At 59.8% G+C, this 18,085-nt stretch carries 17 protein-coding genes; 10 read left to right on the top strand and 7 right to left on the bottom strand.

Annotation, left to right across the window (positions count from 1 at the left end):
• The first annotated feature begins 190 nt into the window (after positions 1-190).
• On the top strand, positions 191-931 hold the full coding sequence (ompR, locus tag HU742_RS26535; RefSeq protein ID WP_003186825.1) for an osmolarity response regulator transcription factor OmpR: 741 nt from the start codon (positions 191-193) through the stop codon (positions 929-931).
• A gap of 107 nt (positions 932-1,038) precedes the next feature.
• Positions 1,039-2,352, top strand: a complete 1,314-nt coding sequence (locus tag HU742_RS26540) for an ATP-binding protein (RefSeq protein ID WP_186612585.1) — start codon at positions 1,039-1,041, stop codon at positions 2,350-2,352.
• A gap of 76 nt (positions 2,353-2,428) precedes the next feature.
• Here the strand turns inward: HU742_RS26540 and rimK are convergent, their stop codons facing one another.
• Together rimK and rimB are read right to left on the bottom strand one after the other, a co-directional pair.
• A complete protein-coding gene (gene rimK, locus HU742_RS26545; protein ID WP_003196697.1) occupies positions 2,429-3,334 on the bottom strand; it encodes a 30S ribosomal protein S6--L-glutamate ligase in 906 nt (301 codons plus the stop codon).
• Positions 3,331-3,813 carry a retropepsin-like aspartic endopeptidase RimB gene (rimB, locus tag HU742_RS26550; RefSeq protein WP_458132189.1) on the bottom strand — a complete coding sequence of 161 codons (483 nt, stop codon included), beginning with the start codon at positions 3,811-3,813 and terminating at the stop codon, positions 3,331-3,333. Before rimB ends, rimK begins: the two co-directional genes overlap by 4 nt.
• Before the next feature lie 235 nt (positions 3,814-4,048).
• Between rimB and HU742_RS26555 the strand changes: the two genes are divergently transcribed.
• The 7 genes from HU742_RS26555 to HU742_RS26585 all read left to right on the top strand — a co-directional run bounded on the left by HU742_RS26555 (position 4,049) and on the right by HU742_RS26585 (position 11,782).
• Complete coding sequence (locus HU742_RS26555) at positions 4,049-4,453, top strand: S4 domain-containing protein (protein WP_186639054.1); 405 nt, start codon at positions 4,049-4,051, stop codon at positions 4,451-4,453.
• A gap of 240 nt (positions 4,454-4,693) precedes the next feature.
• Entirely contained in the window at positions 4,694-5,596 is a 903-nt protein-coding gene (gene hslO / locus HU742_RS26560) for an Hsp33 family molecular chaperone HslO (protein ID WP_186644474.1), read from the top strand.
• A 178-nt stretch (positions 5,597-5,774) separates the two neighbouring features.
• Positions 5,775-7,319: a phosphoenolpyruvate carboxykinase gene (locus HU742_RS26565; protein ID WP_186638948.1), complete on the top strand. Its 1,545-nt coding sequence runs from the start codon at positions 5,775-5,777 to the stop codon at positions 7,317-7,319.
• Positions 7,320-7,629: 310 nt separating this feature from the next.
• Complete coding sequence (locus HU742_RS26570; RefSeq protein ID WP_186644476.1) at positions 7,630-7,857, top strand: hypothetical protein; 228 nt, start codon at positions 7,630-7,632, stop codon at positions 7,855-7,857.
• A gap of 194 nt (positions 7,858-8,051) precedes the next feature.
• The gene (locus tag HU742_RS26575; protein ID WP_186644477.1) at positions 8,052-9,980 is read left to right on the top strand and encodes a RecQ family ATP-dependent DNA helicase; all 1,929 of its coding nucleotides are present in this window, start codon (positions 8,052-8,054) and stop codon (positions 9,978-9,980) included.
• 107 nt (positions 9,981-10,087) lie between these two features.
• Positions 10,088-11,314 carry a 3-hydroxyacyl-CoA dehydrogenase gene (locus HU742_RS26580; protein WP_186644478.1) on the top strand — a complete coding sequence of 409 codons (1,227 nt, stop codon included), beginning with the start codon at positions 10,088-10,090 and terminating at the stop codon, positions 11,312-11,314.
• A 48-nt stretch (positions 11,315-11,362) separates the two neighbouring features.
• Positions 11,363-11,782 (top strand): acyl-CoA thioesterase, encoded by a 420-nt coding sequence (locus tag HU742_RS26585; protein WP_186638939.1) that lies wholly within the window; start codon positions 11,363-11,365, stop codon positions 11,780-11,782.
• 84 nt (positions 11,783-11,866) lie between these two features.
• On the opposite strand, the gene HU742_RS26590 is transcribed toward HU742_RS26585, so the two are convergent.
• From HU742_RS26590 to HU742_RS26605, 4 genes are all read right to left on the bottom strand, one after another.
• Positions 11,867-12,349, bottom strand: coding sequence for a glycine zipper domain-containing protein (locus HU742_RS26590; RefSeq protein WP_186638938.1), 483 nt, complete (start codon positions 12,347-12,349; stop codon positions 11,867-11,869).
• A 251-nt stretch (positions 12,350-12,600) separates the two neighbouring features.
• A complete protein-coding gene (locus HU742_RS26595) occupies positions 12,601-14,949 on the bottom strand; it encodes an FdhF/YdeP family oxidoreductase (RefSeq protein ID WP_186638936.1) in 2,349 nt (782 codons plus the stop codon).
• A complete protein-coding gene (gene fdhD / locus HU742_RS26600; RefSeq protein ID WP_186638934.1) occupies positions 14,946-15,785 on the bottom strand; it encodes a formate dehydrogenase accessory sulfurtransferase FdhD in 840 nt (279 codons plus the stop codon). Before fdhD ends, HU742_RS26595 begins: the two co-directional genes overlap by 4 nt.
• Positions 15,786-15,878: 93 nt before the next feature.
• The gene (locus tag HU742_RS26605; RefSeq protein WP_186638932.1) at positions 15,879-16,766 is read right to left on the bottom strand and encodes a LysR family transcriptional regulator; all 888 of its coding nucleotides are present in this window, start codon (positions 16,764-16,766) and stop codon (positions 15,879-15,881) included.
• Between the two features lie 136 nt (positions 16,767-16,902).
• Between HU742_RS26605 and lysM the strand changes: the two genes are divergently transcribed.
• Positions 16,903-17,343: a peptidoglycan-binding protein LysM gene (gene lysM / locus HU742_RS26610; RefSeq protein WP_186638930.1), complete on the top strand. Its 441-nt coding sequence runs from the start codon at positions 16,903-16,905 to the stop codon at positions 17,341-17,343.
• Between the two features lie 47 nt (positions 17,344-17,390).
• On the opposite strand, the gene yrfG is transcribed toward lysM, so the two are convergent.
• Positions 17,391-18,053, bottom strand: coding sequence for a GMP/IMP nucleotidase (gene yrfG, locus HU742_RS26615; protein WP_186638928.1), 663 nt, complete (start codon positions 18,051-18,053; stop codon positions 17,391-17,393).
• Positions 18,054-18,085 lie beyond the last annotated feature (32 nt).

An 18,085-nucleotide genomic window follows, 5' to 3' on the forward strand; every position in this document is an offset into this window, starting at 1 on the left:
TGTAACGATCCGGCACATCCTGGCGCCAAAGGCCGCGCATTATAACCAGCGTTCCGCTGTTCGGGGGCGTCGTGAAACGTGCGCTTGATAGGACGATCGCTGGAGATAGAGGAAAAATCTGCTAACAATGCACACGGTGCGTATAACGGCAGCTAAGCCATAATGCGCGCCAAGATCAAAGGAGCTTCCTATGAGCAGCACTGCACAAACTGCTGAAGGCGAAAAAATTCTGATTGTTGATGACGATCCAGGGCTGAGCAGCCTGTTGGAACGCTTTTTCGTCAGCAAGGGCTACCGCGCCCGTACCGTACCAAACACCGAGCAAATGGATCGGCTGCTGGCCCGTGAGGTTTTCAACCTCGTGGTCCTTGACCTGATGCTGCCCGGCGAAGACGGCTTGACAGCCTGCCGTCGCCTGCGCGGTGCCAACAACCAGATCCCGATCATCATGCTCACCGCCAAGGGCGACGAACTGAGCCGTATCAAAGGGCTGGAGTTGGGCGCCGACGATTACCTGGCCAAGCCTTTCAACCCGGATGAACTGATGGCTCGGGTCAAGGCGGTCTTGCGTCGCCAGTCGGCCCCGGTGCCAGGCGCGCCGGGCAGCGAAGACGAAAGCGTGACCTTCGGCGACTACGAGCTGTCGTTGGCCACTCGCGAGCTCAAGCGTGGCAACGAGATCCACATGCTCACCACCGGCGAATTCGCGGTACTCAAGGCCCTGGTGATGAATGCGCGCCAGCCGCTGACCCGTGACAAGTTGATGAACCTGGCCCGCGGTCGGGAGTGGGATGCGCTGGAGCGCTCCATCGACGTGCAGATTTCCCGCCTGCGTCGGATGATCGAGCCCGACCCGTCCAAGCCGCGTTATATCCAGACCGTCTGGGGCGTAGGCTACGTGTTCGTGCCGGATGGCGCCGCCAGCAAGTGATCGGCGATTTGTAGGAGCGGGTGGCCTGGCTGGATATTTTCCAGGCGACTCGCGATCCGTCATTGTGCGAGCATCGCTCGCTCCTGCAAGTATGTAGCGGTTATTTCATGAAAACCCCTGTGTGGTTCCCCCAGAGTTTCTTCTCTCGCACCCTCTGGCTGGTGCTGATCGTCGTGCTTTTTTCCAAGGCGCTGACGTTGGTTTATCTATTGATGAACGAGGACGTGCTGGTGGATCGCCAATACAGTCACGGCGTTGCCTTGACCTTGCGCGCCTACTGGGCAGCCGACGAAACCAATCGAGCGAAGATCGCAGAAGCGGCAACGTTGATCCGGGTCGTCGGTGCCGGCGTGCCAGAAGGGGAGCAGCACTGGCCGTACAGCGAGATCTATCAACGCCAGATGCAGGACGAACTGGGCGCCGATACCGAAGTGCGACTGCGCATGCACTCGCCGCCGGCCTTGTGGGTGCGTGCCCCGAGCCTGGGGGACGGTTGGCTGAAGGTGCCGCTGTACCCTCATCCATTGCGCGGCCAGAAAATCTGGAACGTGCTTGGTTGGTTCCTCGCAATCGGCCTGTTATCAACCGCTTCGGCGTGGATCTTCGTCAGCCAGCTCAACCAGCCGTTGAAGCGCCTGGTCTACGCCGCTCGCCAACTGGGCCAGGGTCGAAGCGTGCGGTTGCCGGTCAGCGATACGCCCAGCGAGATGACCGAAGTCTACCGCGCCTTCAACCAGATGGCGGAGGATGTCGAACAGGCCGGGCGCGAGCGCGAGCTGATGCTCGCCGGTGTTTCCCATGACTTGCGCACGCCCTTGACCCGGTTACGGCTGTCACTGGAGCTGATGGGTGAGCATACCGACCTGACCGATGAAATGGTTCGCGATATCGAAGACATGGATGCGATTCTCGACCAGTTCCTGGCGTTTATTCGCGACGGTCGCGATGAGTCGGTGGAAGAAGTGGACCTCAGCGAATTGGTGCGGGAGGTGGCCGCGCCCTATAACCAGAACGAGGAAAAAGTCCACTTGCGCCTGGAACCGATCCAGCCGTTCCCGCTACGCCGCGTGTCGATGAAGCGTTTGCTGAACAACCTGATTGGCAACGCCCTGAATCACGCCGGCACCGGAGTGGAAGTCGCTGCCTATGTTTCTGGCGACACCAGCGCGCCTTACGTGGTGCTGAGCGTCATGGATCGAGGCGCCGGTATTGATCCGTCCGAACTGGAAGCCATTTTCAACCCGTTCACCCGCGGCGACCGCGCCCGGGGAGGGAAGGGCACCGGCCTGGGCCTGGCTATCGTCAAGCGCATTGCTTCGATGCATGGCGGCAACGTGGAGTTGCGCAACCGCGTCGGCGGCGGGCTGGAGGCTCGGGTGCGCTTGCCGTTGGGGTTGATGTTGCCCAGGGATGCGGTATAGAGGCAGCTACGAGTTATAAGCTGCAAGCTGCAAGTTAAAGCGGTTCAGCTTGTAGCTTGCGGCTCATAGCTGCTTCTTAACCTTTCCCTTTGGTCCGGGTCATGTTCGGCCCGCCATTCTTTTCCAAATGCTCGATGATGATCCCCGCCACGTTCTTGCTGGTGGTGGTCTCGATCCCTTCCAGTCCCGGCGAGGAATTGACCTCCATCACCAGCGGCCCGTGATTGGAACGCAGGATGTCCACGCCCGCCACGGCCAGGCCCATGACTTTTGCCGCGCGCAGGGCGGTCATGCGTTCTTCCGGGGTAATCTTGATCAGGCTCGCGCTGCCGCCGCGATGCAAGTTGGAGCGAAACTCGCCTGGCTTGGCCTGGCGTTTCATCGAGGCGATGACCTTGTCACCGACCACGAAGCAGCGAATGTCCGCGCCACCGGCTTCCTTGATGTATTCCTGGACCATGATGTTCTGCTTGAGGCCCATGAACGCCTCGATCACCGATTCCGCCGCCGTCGCGGTCTCACAGAGGACCACGCCGATGCCCTGTGTGCCCTCCAATACCTTGATCACCAGCGGCGCGCCGTTGACCATCGCGATCAGGTCAGGAATGTCGTCGGGAGAATGGGCAAAGCCGGTCACGGGCAAACCGATACCGCGCCGGGACAGCAATTGCAGAGAGCGCAGCTTGTCCCGGGAGCGGGCAATCGCGACGGACTCATTGAGGGGAAACACGCCCATCATTTCGAACTGGCGCAATACCGCGCAACCATAGAACGTCACGGATGCGCCGATGCGTGGAATCACCGCATCGAAGCCTTCCAGCGGTTTGCCGCGGTAATGGATCTGCGGCTTGTGGCTGGCAATGTTCATATAGGCGCGCAGGGTATCGATCACCACCATTTCATGGCCACGTTCGGTTCCGGCCTCAACCAGGCGACGAGTGGAATACAGACGCGGATTTCGCGACAGCACAGCGATCTTCATGCAACACCTGTGGCGGAGGTAGTGGACGCCGGGAATGCCGGCTTGTCTTGAACGTATTTGATGCCTGGATTGACCACCAGTTGGCCGTCGATCAAGGCTTTGGAACCCAGCAAAAGGCGATATCGCATGGATTTGCGGCAGGCCAGGGTGAACTCGACCCGCCAGAACCGATCGCCCAGCGCCAACGTGGTGCTGATCACGTAGCGGACCTGGGCGTGGCCGTTGGAGCTCTTGATGGTCTTGCGCGCCACCAGTGGCGCTTCGCAGCGACGATGGCGCAACTGCACCACCGTCCCTAGGTGCGCGGTGAAACGTACCCATTTTTCACCGTCGCGCTCGAAGGGCTCGATGTCGGTGGCGTGCAGGCTGGAAGTGCTGGCGCCGGTGTCGATTTTCGCCCGCAAGCCAGCGACTCCCAGATCCGGGAGCGCCACCCATTCGCGCAGACCGACGACGGTCAGATGGTCAAAAGTCTTCAATAAAAACAACCTGCAATCGGCACATCGGATCGTGGGCCCGCGAATCGCGGTATTCACGCAGAATAATCACAAAATGGCGACAGTTATCTACACAGATGTTTGCGCTTGTAACCGATAGCGACCCTGGCCAAGCGCGTGGGCGGTTCGGGCGGGCATTCTATCTGTCTGATCGGATTCGTGCGCCCGACAAAAACGGTAGTACAGTTCTGGCTATTGGTTGGAATGAGGAATGGCAGTGGCACAAAAAAACGAAGAGGACGACAAGGTTCGTCTCGATAAATGGCTGTGGGCGGCGCGATTCTACAAGACCCGTGCACTGGCCAAGGCGGCCATCGAAAGCGGTAAGGTTCATCATCGAGGCGAGCGTTGCAAGCCTGGCAAAGAGCCACGCATCGGTGATGAATTCGTCATCCGTACCGGGTTCGATGAGAAGACCGTGGTGGTCGAGGCCCTGTCAATCGTGCGTCGCGGCGCGCCAGAAGCGCAGGCGCTGTATCGGGAAACCGAAGCCAGCATTGCCAAGCGTGAGGCTGCGGCGGCGCAACGCAAGGCCGGCGCCTTGGGTGTGAGCACCGATGGCAAGCCGAGCAAGAAACAGCGACGGGACCTGTTCAAGTTTCATGGCAGTAATAGCGATTAACATGGCATTGAGGTTGCCCCGTGGCGAGGGAGCTTGCTCCCGCTGGATGGCGCGGCAGTCACAAAATCTTGCGGTCGCTACGCAACCGAGCGGGAGCAATCTCCCTCGCCACAACAGCACTGACATGCAGACAGGCGCTCAGCCCTTCCCGTCAGGCAACATCATGCCTTGCTTGGAACCCACCCTGAATGCCCATAAAATGCCCGCCATCATTTGTCATCACCTCAGATACCAGACCCTATGACTGATTTACCGGATACCGACTACACCCAGCGTTTCATCTTCGATGACAGCGATGCTCGTGGCGAATTGGTGGCGCTGGAGCGTAGTTACGCCGAAGTCCTCGCCAAGCACCCCTATCCGGAGCCGGTCGCGCAAATGCTCGGCGAATTGATGGCGGCGGCGGCGTTGCTGGTGGGTACCTTGAAGTTCGATGGCTTGCTGATTCTGCAGGCCCGTTCCGAGGGCCCGGTGCCGCTGTTGATGATCGAATGCTCCAGCGAGCGCCAGATTCGTGGCCTGGCCCGTTATCACGCCGAGCAGATCGCCCCCGACGCGACGCTGGCCGATATGATGCCCAACGGCGTGCTGGCCCTGACGGTCGACCCGACCCAAGGCCAGCGCTACCAAGGCATCGTCGATCTCGACGGGGCGACGTTGGCCGATTGCTTCACCAACTATTTCGTCATGTCCCAACAGACCAACACCCGTTTCTGGCTCTACGCCGACGGCCGGCGCGCCCGTGGTCTGCTGCTGCAGCAACTGCCCGCCGACCGCATCCGAGACCCGGAAGATCGCGATGCCAGCTGGCAGCACGTTACCGCTCTGGCCAGCACCTTGAGCGCCGATGAATTGCTGGGCCTGGACAACGAAACCATCCTCCATCGCCTCTACCACGAAGAGCAGGTACGCCTGTTCGAGGGGCAGCCGTTGCGCTTCGAATGCAGTTGCTCTCGTGAACGTTCCGCTAATGCGCTGGTCAGTCTGGGTCTGGAAGATGCGCAGCAACTGGTGATCGAGCATGGCGGGGCCATCGAAGTCGATTGCCAGTTTTGCAATGAGCGCTACCTGTTCGACGCGGCGGACATTACGCAATTGTTCGCTGGGGCGGGTGTCGACACACCGTCAGATACTCGTCACTAAAACGGTTCAGCGCAGGTAAATCTCCTAGCAAACGCCGGTTTTACGCCGTACTGACGGGAGGGCCCTACTTTTTTTGGGCTTTTCTGGCATAATCCGGCCCACTTTTTTCGGGTAGTAGTGCGCGACTTCCTACTACAAAACGTTTGGAGCACTCGGCCACGGGCCGACGGGGAATCTCATGACGCAAGCCAATAACGCCGTGTACACCGATCTGAGTGTCGATGATCTGGTCAAAGAAGCCCTGAATCGCGGTGAAGGCGAGCTTGCCGATACTGGCGCGCTGGTTGTTCGTACCGGTCATCGTACCGGTCGTTCGCCGGTTGACCGTTTCATCGTGGAAGAGCCGACCACCCAGGACGCCATTGCCTGGGGCCCGATCAACCGCAAGTTCCCGGCCGACAAGTTCGACGCCCTGTGGAACCGCGTCGAAGCCTACCTGGGCGAGCGCGAGCGTTTTGTCTCCCACGTGCATGTAGGGTCCGATCCTGCGCACTACCTGCCGGTCAAGATGACCACCGAGACGGCCTGGCATAACCTGTTCGGCCGTTGCCTGTTCATCAACCCCGAGCAATACAACGCCGGGGGCAAGGACGAGTGGCAGATCCTCAACGCACCGAACTTCGTCTGCGAGCCTGAGCGTGACGGCACCAATTCCGATGGCACCGTGATCATCAATTTCGCGGCCAAGAAAGTGCTGATCGCCGGCATGCGCTACGCCGGTGAAATGAAGAAAGCCCTGTTCTCCGTGCAAAACTTCCTGCTGCCCGCTGTTGACGTGCTGCCAATGCACTGCGCCGCGAACATGGGCGAAGACGGCGACGTGACCCTGTTCTTCGGCCTGTCGGGCACCGGCAAGACCACCCTGTCCGCAGACGAAAGCCGTTACCTGATCGGCGACGACGAACACGGCTGGGGCGTGGGTGTGGTCTTCAACATCGAAGGCGGCTGCTATGCAAAGTGCATCGATTTGTCCGAGAAGAACGAGCCGGTCATCTGGAAAGCCATCCAGCACGGCGCCGTACTGGAAAACGTCGTCCTCGACCCAGTCACCAAGAAAGCCGACTACGCCGACGACAGCCTGACCCAGAACAGCCGCGCTGCCTACCCGCGTGAGCTGATCGAAAAGCGCGCGCCAAAAAATCTCGGTGGCGAGCCAAACGCGGTGATCTTCCTGACCTGCGACCTGACCGGCGTATTGCCGCCCGTGTCGATCCTCAGCGAAGAGCAAGCCGCCTACCACTTCCTGTCCGGCTACACCGCACTGGTGGGCTCGACCGAAATGGGCTCGGGCAGCGGCATCAAGTCGACGTTCTCCACCTGCTTCGGCGCCCCGTTCTTCCCGCGCCCAGCCGGTGAATACGCTGAGCTGCTGATCAAGCGCATCCGTGGTTTCGGCTCCAAGGTCTATCTGGTCAACACCGGTTGGACCGGCGGCGGCTACGGTGTCGGCAAGCGCTTCAACATCCCGACCACCCGTGCGGTGATCGCGGCGATCCAGAGCGGCGCGCTGATCGGTGCTGAAACCGAACACCTGGACATCATCAACCTGGACGTGCCGCTGGCTGTTCCAGGCGTCGAGACTGGCTTGTTGAACCCACGCAACACCTGGGCCGACAAATCCGCCTACGACGAAGCCGCCAAGGCATTGGCCGGTCTGTTCATCGAGAACTTCAAGAAGTTCGAAGTGAGCGACGCGATCAAGGCGGCCGGTCCGCAGTTGTAAGGTTTGCTTCAAAAATGAGAAAGCCGCCCTTCAGGGCGGCTTTTTTGTGGGCGGCTATTTTTCCATTCCCTGCATATCTCGTCGTTGCGCCTGGATTGTTTCTGAAAATAAAGAAAGCTCTTACGACAGTCTCGGAACCGTCCGGCGAGCGCTCCTTGAGGCGCGCGGTAAGGTTTGCCGCGCCTTTTAAGGTAACGGCAAGGTCGGAGGATGACGAGAGCTAAAAAAGACGTTCCAAAACATTTAGGTGAGTTTAATCGGATCATGGGCGAACAGACCAAAAAGCGATTAAGACGAGGGAGGTAGAACCATGAGCTTTGCTGTATTGGGATTTTATCCAGGCAAGGAAGAATTGGTATTTGAGCAGAGCATCAACCTATCAGTAGAGGACTTGGTCCCCGTGATGGATTGGACCAATAACATCGATCATATCGGCGCTGATTTCAGGCTTTCTACGAAACAGATTCTTGAAATCGAGCGCTTGGCGTCGCTGGCTTTACCCGAAGATCTTGATCTGTACCTAACGTCAGGTGAATAACCTCCAACGGCATACTTTAACGAGCGAAAGGAGCTAGACGAAAGGTCAGTTCGCCCGGAGTTGTATCGCCTTATGGTCAAGTCAGAGGTACCAGGCTGTATCATCCAGTATCGTTTTTAACCCAACCTTTTCTCGACCCGCTGCGCTGCCCGGCTAGGCTTTGGGCATCACAGCAGTCAAAGGAGCGACCGCTTATGCACAGCACCCTGGAACAGGTTTTTGGTTATCCACAGTTTCGCCCCGGTCAGGAAGCCGCCATCGGCGCGATCCTTGCCGGTCGGTCGGCGGCGGCGATTTTTCCTACCGGCTCGGGCAAGTCCCTGTGTTATCAGTTGCCGGCCTTGCTGTTGCCCCACCTGACATTGGTGGTTTCGCCGCTGTTGGCGCTGATGCAGGATCAACTGGCGTTCCTGCAGCGTCACGGTATTGCCTGCGCCAGTATCGATTCGGCCCAGAGTCGCGATGAAGCCAACGACGCGATGGCGCGGGTGCGCTCGGGTGAGTTGAAGGTCCTGATGGTTTCTGTGGAGCGACTGAAGAACGAGCGCTTTCGCAATTTCCTGCAGCAGGTGCCGATTTCATTGCTGGTGATCGACGAGGCGCATTGCATCTCCGAATGGGGGCACAACTTCCGCCCGGACTATCTCAAGCTTCCCGCTTACCAGCGCCAGTTCAATATCCCCCAGGTGCTGCTGCTAACGGCCACCGCGACCCCGAAGGTCATCGCCGACATGCAGGCGAAGTTCTCCATCGCCGCCGACGATGTGGTGACGACAGGTTTCTACCGTCCCAATCTCAACTTGCTGGTCGAACCCGTGCGTGGCGTGGACAAGCGTCAGCGGCTGGTGCAGTGGCTGGGCGAGCGGCCCGGGCAGCCGAGCATCGTCTACGTCACCTTGCAGCGCACCGCCGAGCAGATCGCTGGGCACCTGAGTCAGCACGGCATCGAGGCCGAGGCCTATCACGCCGGGCTGCCTCATGAGCAGCGCGAAGCTATCCAGCGGCGTTTCATGGGCGGCCAATGCAATTGCATCGTCGCGACTATCGCGTTCGGCATGGGCATCGACAAAAGCGATATTCGCAACGTGGTGCATTTCGACCTGCCCAAATCCATCGAAAACTATAGCCAGGAAATCGGCCGCGCGGGACGGGACGGCCAGCCGTCCGATTGCCTGGTGTTGGCCAACCGGGACAGCCTGAACATTCTTGAGAATTTTGTGTACGGCGATACCCCTGAACTGGCGGGCATTCGTTGCGTGCTCGACGAGCTGAAAGCCGCTGCCGGCGAAGGTCAATGGGAGTTCTTGCTCGGGCCGTTGGCGGATCAGAGCAACATCCGGCAATTGCCGCTCAAGACGCTGCTGGTCCAGCTCGAACTGCGACGGCTGATCGCACCGCGCTATGCCTATTACGCTGAGTATCGCTTCAAATTCCTCACCGAACCGCAGGTCTTGCTGGAACGCTTCGAAGGTGAGCGAAAGGACTTTGTCGCGGCCATCATCCAGACCTCCAGCCGCGCGCGGACCTGGGCAACGGTGAATTTCGATGGGATGTACCAGCAATATCGCGCCGAGCGCAGTCGTGTGGTCAAGGCGCTGGATTTTTTTCACGAGAAGGGCTGGATCGAGCTGGAAAGCAAGCAGATGACCGAGGTCTACAACGTCTTGGAAGCGAACTTCGATTCTCAGGATTTGAGCATCGAGCTGCATGCTGATTTCACCCGGCATGAGGAGGCTGAAATTGCCCGGGTTCACGCCATGCTCGAGCTGTTTGCCACGGACCGCTGCCTCGGTTACCGATTGGCGCAGTATTTTGGCGATGAAAATGCGCCACCACAGTGTGGGCACTGTTCGGTGTGTCACGGGCATGTCGCTTGCCTGCCGGAACCACCACCGTTGCCGACGCTTGTGGATAAGAATTTCGGTGATTTGTGTGGCGATTTCATCCACAAGCATGAGCAAGTCGTCGGCAGTTTGCCGACCGCCGAGCGGCTGACCCGCTTCCTGTGCGGAATCAGCGTACCGCTGTTCACCAAACTGAAGGCGCGGACGATCCGTGGATATGCCGCGTTGGAGGAGTATTCCTACGCGCAGGTGCGTCATTGGACCCAGGCTCACCTGTAAGCTGCATCCATCTGCTGAATGCCCTCCATCACACGAATAAATTTCAAAAATGTTCGGTGGCTGACTACTGTGAAGGCTGTCTTTGGATCGCCAACAAGAGAGCAAACATGAGCCAGACATCCTTCGATATCCAGCGCGCCGCCGTGGTCGGTGCAGGCACCATGGGGCGCGGCATTGTCATGTGCCTGGCCAACGCTGGCGTCGCCGTGCAGTGGGTCGATAACAATCTGCAGATGCTTGAACAAGCGCTGGCCACGGTGGCCGATACCTACGCCCACAACGTGCGCCAAGGGCGTATCGAACAAAGCGAGGCCGACGCCCGGATTGCCCGGATAACACGGGCGGATGACTACGCGGCGATTCGTAATGTGGACCTGGTCATCGAAGCGGTCTACGAGAACCTCGAACTCAAACAGAAAATATTCCGCGAGCTGGATGGCATGCTCAAGCCCGAAGCGATTCTGGCCAGCAACACCTCGGCGCTGGACATCGATGCCATTGCCGCGGCCACACGCCGGCCAACCCAAGTGCTCGGCCTGCATTTCTTCAGCCCCGCTCACATCATGAAGCTGCTGGAGATCGTCCGCGGCGCGCAGACGTCAAAAGCTGTGCTGGACGCTGCCCTGGTGTTGGGCAAACGCATGGGCAAGGTGAGCGTGATCTCGGGTAATTGCCACGGGTTCATTGGCAACCGGATGCTTCGGCCTTATGTGCTTGAGGCGCGCAAGATGCTGCTGGAGGGGGCATTTCCCTATCAAGTCGACGCGGCATTACAAGGTTTTGGCTTCGCCATGGGGCCGTTTCGCATGTACGACGTGGTCGGGATCGACCTGGAGTGGCGTGCGCGCGAACTGGCGGGCCAAGGCCAGGACGCGCCCGAGGTGCAGGTGGATAACCGCCTGTGCGAGTTGGGACGGTTCGGCCAGAAGAGCGGCAACGGGTACTATCACTACGAACCGGGCAGTCGTCAGGCTGAACACGATGTCGAGGTCGACGCGCTGGTGCAGCGGGTCAGCGAAGAGCTGGGTTTCCAGCGGCGCGAGATAGGCCCTGAGGAAATTCTTGAGCGTTGCCTGCTGGCATTGATCAACGAAGGCGCGAAGATTCTCCAGGAGGGCATTGCCGAGTCTTCCCACGACATCGACCTGGTCTACCTCAACGGCTACGGTTTTCCGGCAGACAAGGGCGGCCCGATGGCCTGGGCTGACCAGCAAGGGCTTGGGGACATCCACGCGCGCTTGCTGGAGCTCGAAACGAAGCAGGGCGACCAATGGAAGCCTGCTCGCTTGATCGGCGAACTGGCGGCGCAAGGCAAGGGCTTCTCGCAGCGGTAGCCCAGGGGCCGGCAACAAGCCCAAAACTGATAACCCTAAGGACACGTGATGCCCCAACGCAGCGAGTATCTGCACTTCCAGCCCGTGACCACACGCTGGCACGACAACGACGTGTACGGCCATATCAACAATGTCACCTACTACAGCTTTTTCGATACGGCGGTGAATACCTATCTGGTCGAGACCGGCGGCCTGGATATTCATGAGGGAGACGTGGTGGGTTTCGTCGTGAGCTCGGCGTGCGATTACTTTGCATCAATCGCTTTCCCGGATCGGATTGAAATTGGCCTGCGCGTCGGAAAACTGGGCAACAGCTCCGTGCAATACGAGCTCGCGGTGTTCAAGGCGGGGGAGGATGAAGCCTGTGCGGCGGGGCGCTTCGTGCATGTGTTCGTGGACCGCGCGTCGAACCGGCCGGCAGCGATTCCGGAGCGGTTGCGTGGGGCCTTGGAGCGGCTGGTGGTCTGAAACGAAAATCGCCGCCTCCGGATATTCTCTGACGAGAACGGCCGAAGGCTGCGATCTTTTTAACGGTCTGGATTAAACCAACCGTCAGTCATCGTGATAGCGATGTTTGTGCTTGTGCTTGCGATGCCCATAGGCATGGCCGCGGCCCGGGTGGCCATCACGGTAGTAGCGACGATCACCACGACGACCTTCATAACGATCGTCATCGTCGTCCTTGCCCATGTAGTTACCCAGCGCGCCACCGGCGCCGCCGCCCGCTGCGGCACCGATCAGGCTCCCTGTGCTGCCGCCTACGCTACGGCCGACCACGTTACCACCGGCTGCGCCCAGCGCGCCGCCGATTGCCGCTTCGCCGCGGCTATGTTTGTCTGCGCCGACTGCGCTACCGCCCGCGCCGCCCAGGGCTGCGCCGATAGTGGAGCCGGTGTTGCCGCCCAGGGACTGGCCGACGACCGAACCCAAAACCCCGCCCAATGCGCCGCCTACACCTGCTTCGGCAGTACCGCCGGCAGAAGCGACGCCACTGACAAGGCCAAGGGACAACAAGAGAATGGAGGAGAACTTCATAGAGGAGCCTCAAAGGGATGACGGCGCGATCCTGAGGCTGGCTTCGCTTGGTTACAATCGAAATCCGACGAGTAACACGACTTGTGCACAATTGGCTAAGTTATTGTTTTTAGTGCGGAACTTAAGGTGTTTTTGCCGGTCTTTAGCTACTTCGGACAGGCCGTTTTCTTTGGGAAATGGTCTTTTTTGTGGGCGTTTGAAAATACGATCGTAACGTGGCGAGGGCGCAAGCACCCTCGCACAAGATCATGTCAGGCTGACTTGGCCATGATCAACCCGCTCTCGCTCGCTGCTTCCAGGCGGATCGCCACGAACTTCGAGGTTGGGGTGTGGCTGCCGTCGCCGGTGCTTTCCAGCGGCACCAAGGGGTTCACTTCAGGGTAATAGGCAGCAGCTTGTCCGGCCGGGATGTCGAAGGCCAGCAACGTGAAGCCCTTGACGCGCCGCTCACGCCCGTCCTCCCAGAGCGAGACGATGTCAGCCTTTTGCCCCGGCTTGAAGCCCAGGCGGATGATGTCCGCTTCGTTGACGAACAACACATCACGTTGACCCTTTACGCCGCGATAACGGTCATCGAGGCCATAAATGGTGGTGTTGTACTGATCGTGCGAGCGCATGGATTGCAGGATCAGGTCCGGCACTTTGCCCGTGGCGTGGGTGCGCTCATGAATCAAATCGGTCGGCAACCGGTTAGGCTTGAAGTTGGCGCGGCCCGATGGGGTATTCCAGCGACGGGCGCCAGCGCTGTTGCCCAGATAAAAGCCACCGGGGTTCTTGAGCTTTTCGTTGAAGTCCTTGAAGCCGGGAATGGTCTCGGCGATCAAGTCGCGAACACGGCTGTAGTCGGCCACGAGCCAGTTCCAATCCACCGGACGGCTGCCCAGCGTGGCAGCGGCGATGCCTGCAACAATCCACGGCTCGGAGCGCATCTGGTTCGACAGCGGCTGCAATTGGCCATTCGAGGCGTGGACCATGCTGAAGGAGTCTTCCACGGTCACCGCTTGCGGGCCTTCTGCTTGCACGTCGATGTCGGTACGGCCCAGGCACGGCAGGATCAGCGCCTCTTTCCCGTGGGCCAGGTGGCTGCGGTTGAGCTTGGTGCTGATCTGGACGGTCAGGTCGCAGTTGCCCAAAGCTTCGAAGGTCCGATGGCTGTCTGGCGTCGCCTGGGCGAAGTTGCCACCCAGAGCGATAAACACTTTTGCCCGGCCCTCGGCCATGGCATGGATCGACTCGACCACGTTGTGGCCGTTTTCACGCGGCACCTTGAACTGGAAGCGCCGCTCCAGCGCGTCGAGGAATGCAACGGGCGGGCGCTCGTTGATGCCCATGGTCCGGTCGCCCTGCACGTTACTATGGCCACGCACCGGGCAGAGTCCCGCGCCTGGCTTGCCGATGTTGCCGCGCAGCATCATCAGGTTGGCGATTTCCTGAATGGTTGCCACCGAATGGCGGTGCTGGGTGATGCCCATCGCCCAGCACATGATCACATTGCTGGCCTTGGCGTACATACGGGCTGCCTGCTCGATCTCGGCCAGGGTCAGGCCGGATTGCTCGACGATCTGCTCCCACGAGGTGTCATCGACCACCGCCAGGTATTCCAGCGTGTTGGCGCTGTGCTCATTGAGAAATGCATGATCGAACACCGCGGGAGCGCCGTTTTTCTGGGCTTCACGTTCCCATTGCAGCAAGAACTTCGCCATGCCGCGCAGTATGGCCATATCGCCACCCAAGGCCGGGCGGAAATAGGCAGTGTTGGTCGGTTTGTCGCCGTTGGTGAGCATTTCCAGCGGATGTTGCGGATGCTGGAAGCGCTCCAGGCCACGCTCCTTGAGCGGGTTGATACACACCACCTGTGCACCGCGCTTCACTGCTTCGCGCAGTGGTTCAAGCATCCGCGGATGGTTGGTACCCGGGTTCTGGCCCCAGACAAAAATAGCATCGGCGTGCTCGAAGTCGTCGAAGGTTACCGTGCCTTTGCCCACGCCGACGCTCTGGGACAGCGCTACGCCGCTGGCTTCATGGCACATGTTCGAGCAATCGGGGAAATTGTTGGTGCCGTAGGCGCGCACGAACAACTGATACAGATAGGCCGCTTCGTTGCTGGCTCGGCCCGACGTGTAGAACTCGGCCTGGTTCGGGCTGGAAAGTCCTTGCAGGTGTTTGCCGATCAAGGCAAATGCCGCCTCCCAACTGATGGGCTTGTAGCGGTCGGTTTCGGCGTCATAGCTCATCGGCTCGGTCAGGCGGCCCTGGTACTCAAGCCAGTAATCGCTCTGCTCCAGCAACGAGGTCACGCTGTGCTTGGCAAAGAACGCACCGTCGACGCGACGCTTGGTGGCTTCCCAGTTCACCGCCTTGGCGCCGTTCTCACAGAACTTGACCATGCCGCTTTCCGGCGAGTCGCCCCAGGCGCAGCCCGGGCAGTCGAAGCCGCCGTTCTGGTTGGTCTTGAGCATCATGCGGATATTCTTCAGCGCGTTATCGCTGGTCAGCCAGGCCTGGGCAACGCTGATCAGCGCGCCCCAACCACCGGCCGGGCCCTTGTAGGGCTTGTAGCGCGGTGCGGGTTTCTGGTTGGCTTGTTGATGATTGCTCACGCTTGATTCTCCATCGCAGGGCTGTAGACCCGCGGCGCACTTTTTTGCGGCAGGTGGATGAGATTGAGGTTGTGTTGGCGGGCCCACTGCACGGCGAGGCCCGTGGGTGACGACAGGCTGACCAGGGTCTGGACGCCCGCGCGCAATACTTTTTGAATCAGTTCGAGACTGCAGCGGCTGGTGACGATCGCCAACCCTCCAGCGACCGGGACTTGCTGCCGGATCAGCGCTCCGATCAATTTATCGAGTGCGTTGTGGCGACCAATGTCTTCGCGCCCAAGCAGCAGTTCGCCTTGTGCGTTCATGAACAGCGCTGCGTGTACCGCGCCGCAGTGCTGGCCCAACGGCTGGAACTGGCTGATACGCTGGCGCAGACCGTCGAGCCATTGCGCAGGCGGTAGCGGGGCGCCGGGCAAGGCTTTGAGGTTTGGCAGCGCTTGTTCAACGGCTTCGACTCCGCAGAGTCCGCAGCCGCTGGTGCCAGCTAGCTGGCGGCGTTGCTGCTTGAGATTCCAGAAAGCGCGGTTGGCGATCGTGACTTGGGCGTACTGCGCGGAACCCGCCCCGCTCAGCTGCAGGTCATAGATATCGGCCGGGTCTTCAATGATGCCGCTGCCGAGGCTGAAACCGACGATAAAGTCTTCAAGGTCAGTGGGCGTGACCAACATCACCGCTTGGCTGATGCCGTTATAGGCGATCGCCAACGCCACTTCCTCGGCCAGCGCGGTGCTGTCCGATTGAGAGTGATCGAGGTTGCAGTAGCGATAGCTCTGGCTGGCGGCTGGCGTGGAGGGTTCCACAGCAGGCACTGGACAGACCGGAGGCTTGTCGTTCATGGGCATCACTGAAAGTGAGAATAGTGTTAAGACTAAATGCGGCAATCTGCCACGTCTAATTGCTATTACTGATCTTCCAATAGATGACGTCGATCAAGAGATGGTCGTTGATTTCTGATAGAGGGCGAAACAAGCCTCGGCCAAGGCCGAACGTGGAGCGCCGCGCCGCATGATCAGCCCCAGCGGGACCAGGGTCTGGGCGCTTTCGATAGGCTGGATCCGCAGGTCTTCGGTGAGGACGTTCAGTCCGCTCTCCAGCGGCACCACGGCGCAGCACAATCCACCATGCACAGCTTGTAACAATTGATGCACCGCGTCGGTTTGCAGCAGCGGTTGGGGGGCTAGGCCTCGACTGTGGAAACTGTGGTCGATGGATTGGCGGAAATGCATGCCGCTGGTAAGCATGCCCAGGGGCAGCTCCACCAGCGCTTCCCAGGTCAGCGGTTCTTCACCAAAAAAGAAAAAGCGTTGGTCATACAGCAGGCCCATGCGGGTATGGCTGAAGGGCAGGGCCTCGAAACGATCGTTGTCCAGGCGTTCCAGGTAGGAAATACCCAAGTCGATGCGGTTGTTCGCCAGCTGTTCGAGGATGCGTTCGGAACTCAAGGACGATAATTCGAAACGCAGGCTGGGGTGGTCGGTGTGCAGGCGCTGCATCATCGACAGCGGATCGAAGTCCGACAGCGGCACCACGCCCAGGCGCAGCGTACCCACCAGATTGCCGCGGCACGCCGCCGCTTCGGCCTGCAGCCCGTCATAAGCCGCCAACACCGTGCGTGCCCAGGCCAGCACCCGCTCCCCCGGTGCGGTGAAGCCCTCGAAGCGCTGGCCGCGGTTGACCAGCGGCAGGCCGAGCTCTTCTTCCAGGCTGCGCAGGCGCATTGACAAGGTGGGTTGGGTGATGTGGCAACGGGCGGCGGCTTGGCCGAAGTGGCGGGTTTCTTCGAGCGCGATGAGAAATTTCAGCTGCTTGATGTCCATCTTCGCTCCTGGGCGCGGGAAGATTGTGATTCTAGCGCCTTGGGCGTGGTGAGGTCATTGGTCGGTTGGAGAATGGGCTCGGTTGGCTTGGTCTAGTCTTATCCGTCTGGACATTTAAACCCAAGGAGCGTGCGCCATGAGTATTTTTAGCTTTGTGAAGGAAGCGGGAGAAAAGCTTATCGACCTGCTGACTCCCGGCAATGCCAATGCCAGCGAGCAGTTGAAGGAACACATCAGCAAGGTCGGGCTGGGCAATCCGAATGTGCAAGCGACGATAGACGGAGACAAAGTCACCCTGACCGGTGAAGTCGGTAGCCAGGAGGAGAAAGAAAAGATCCTGTTGACCGCGGGCAACATCGTCGGTGTCGGCAGCGTGGATGACCAGATCACCGTGACTGGGCCGGTGGCAAAGGCCGCGCGTTTCGTGACGGTGAAAAAAGGTGACACGCTCAGCGCCATATCCAAGGCCGAGTATGGTGACGCGAGCCAGTACAACAAGATTTTCGAAGCCAACAAACCGATGTTGTCGCATCCAGACAAGATCTACCCCGGGCAGTCACTGCGTATCCCTGAGTAACCCGTACCCCCGTGGCGAGGGAGTAAGTCCCTCGCCAAAGGCTTGCACTAGAGCCCTTGGATCAGCGTCCGATAATCCGTTACCGCGTCGAACTCCCCCGTATCCTTCGGCCCCTTGCGGCTGTCCGGCTCGCTGACCGCCAGCAGGTGCGCCACGCCGAAGTCCCGGGCGCTGCGCAGCACCGGCAAGGTGTCGTCGATAAACAGGCTGCGGGCTGGGTCGAAGCTCAGGTCGGCTTGCAGCGCGTCCCAAAACTGCGGGCTCTCCTTGGGGAAACCGTAGTCGTGGGAGCTGATCAAGCGTTCGAAGTAGGGTGCCAGTTCGATGCGTTCCAGCTTCAGCGACAGCGAATCCCGGTGGGCATTGGTAATCATCACGACCCGTTTTCCTGCGCGCTGGATGGCCGCGAGGAATGTATCCGCGTCTGGGCGCAGGGCAATCAAGTGGGCGGTTTCAAGTTTCAGTTCACGCACCGGCAGCTTCAGCTCGGCGCTCCAGAAATCCAGGCAGTACCACTGCAACTGACCGGCGTTGCGCTCGAACAGCGGCTGCAACTCCATCTCGGCCATCGCGCGGCTGACCCCATGCAGTTCGGCATAACGCTGGGGCAGGTGCTCCAGCCAGAAGTGGTTGTCGTAATGCAGGTCCAGCAGGGTGCCGTCCATGTCCAGCAGAACCGTATCGATCTCATGCCAGGGCAACAAGGCCATAAAACTTCTCCAGCGGTAAGCAGATATCCGAC

Source organism: Pseudomonas marvdashtae (genome assembly GCF_014268655.2).
Taxonomy (GTDB): Bacteria; Pseudomonadota; Gammaproteobacteria; order Pseudomonadales; family Pseudomonadaceae; genus Aquipseudomonas; species Aquipseudomonas marvdashtae.

Excerpts from the sequence above, each read along its gene's own strand:
- HU742_RS26540 (WP_186612585.1), top strand. The coding sequence starts at position 1,039 with ATGAAAACCCCTGTGTGGTTCCCCCAGAGTTTCTTCTCTCGCACCCTC.
- HU742_RS26580 (WP_186644478.1), top strand. The coding sequence starts at position 10,088 with ATGAGCCAGACATCCTTCGATATCCAGCGCGCCGCCGTGGTCGGTGCA.
- HU742_RS26575 (WP_186644477.1), top strand. The coding sequence starts at position 8,052 with ATGCACAGCACCCTGGAACAGGTTTTTGGTTATCCACAGTTTCGCCCC.
- yrfG (WP_186638928.1), bottom strand. The coding sequence starts at position 18,053 with ATGGCCTTGTTGCCCTGGCATGAGATCGATACGGTTCTGCTGGACATG.
- HU742_RS26590 (WP_186638938.1), bottom strand. The coding sequence starts at position 12,349 with ATGAAGTTCTCCTCCATTCTCTTGTTGTCCCTTGGCCTTGTCAGTGGC.
- HU742_RS26565 (WP_186638948.1), top strand. The coding sequence starts at position 5,775 with ATGACGCAAGCCAATAACGCCGTGTACACCGATCTGAGTGTCGATGAT.
- fdhD (WP_186638934.1), bottom strand. The coding sequence starts at position 15,785 with ATGAACGACAAGCCTCCGGTCTGTCCAGTGCCTGCTGTGGAACCCTCC.
- HU742_RS26605 (WP_186638932.1), bottom strand. The coding sequence starts at position 16,766 with ATGGACATCAAGCAGCTGAAATTTCTCATCGCGCTCGAAGAAACCCGC.
- HU742_RS26585 (WP_186638939.1), top strand. The coding sequence starts at position 11,363 with ATGCCCCAACGCAGCGAGTATCTGCACTTCCAGCCCGTGACCACACGC.
- lysM (WP_186638930.1), top strand. The coding sequence starts at position 16,903 with ATGAGTATTTTTAGCTTTGTGAAGGAAGCGGGAGAAAAGCTTATCGAC.
- HU742_RS26570 (WP_186644476.1), top strand. The coding sequence starts at position 7,630 with ATGAGCTTTGCTGTATTGGGATTTTATCCAGGCAAGGAAGAATTGGTA.
- rimK (WP_003196697.1), bottom strand. The coding sequence starts at position 3,334 with ATGAAGATCGCTGTGCTGTCGCGAAATCCGCGTCTGTATTCCACTCGT.
- ompR (WP_003186825.1), top strand. The coding sequence starts at position 191 with ATGAGCAGCACTGCACAAACTGCTGAAGGCGAAAAAATTCTGATTGTT.
- hslO (WP_186644474.1), top strand. The coding sequence starts at position 4,694 with ATGACTGATTTACCGGATACCGACTACACCCAGCGTTTCATCTTCGAT.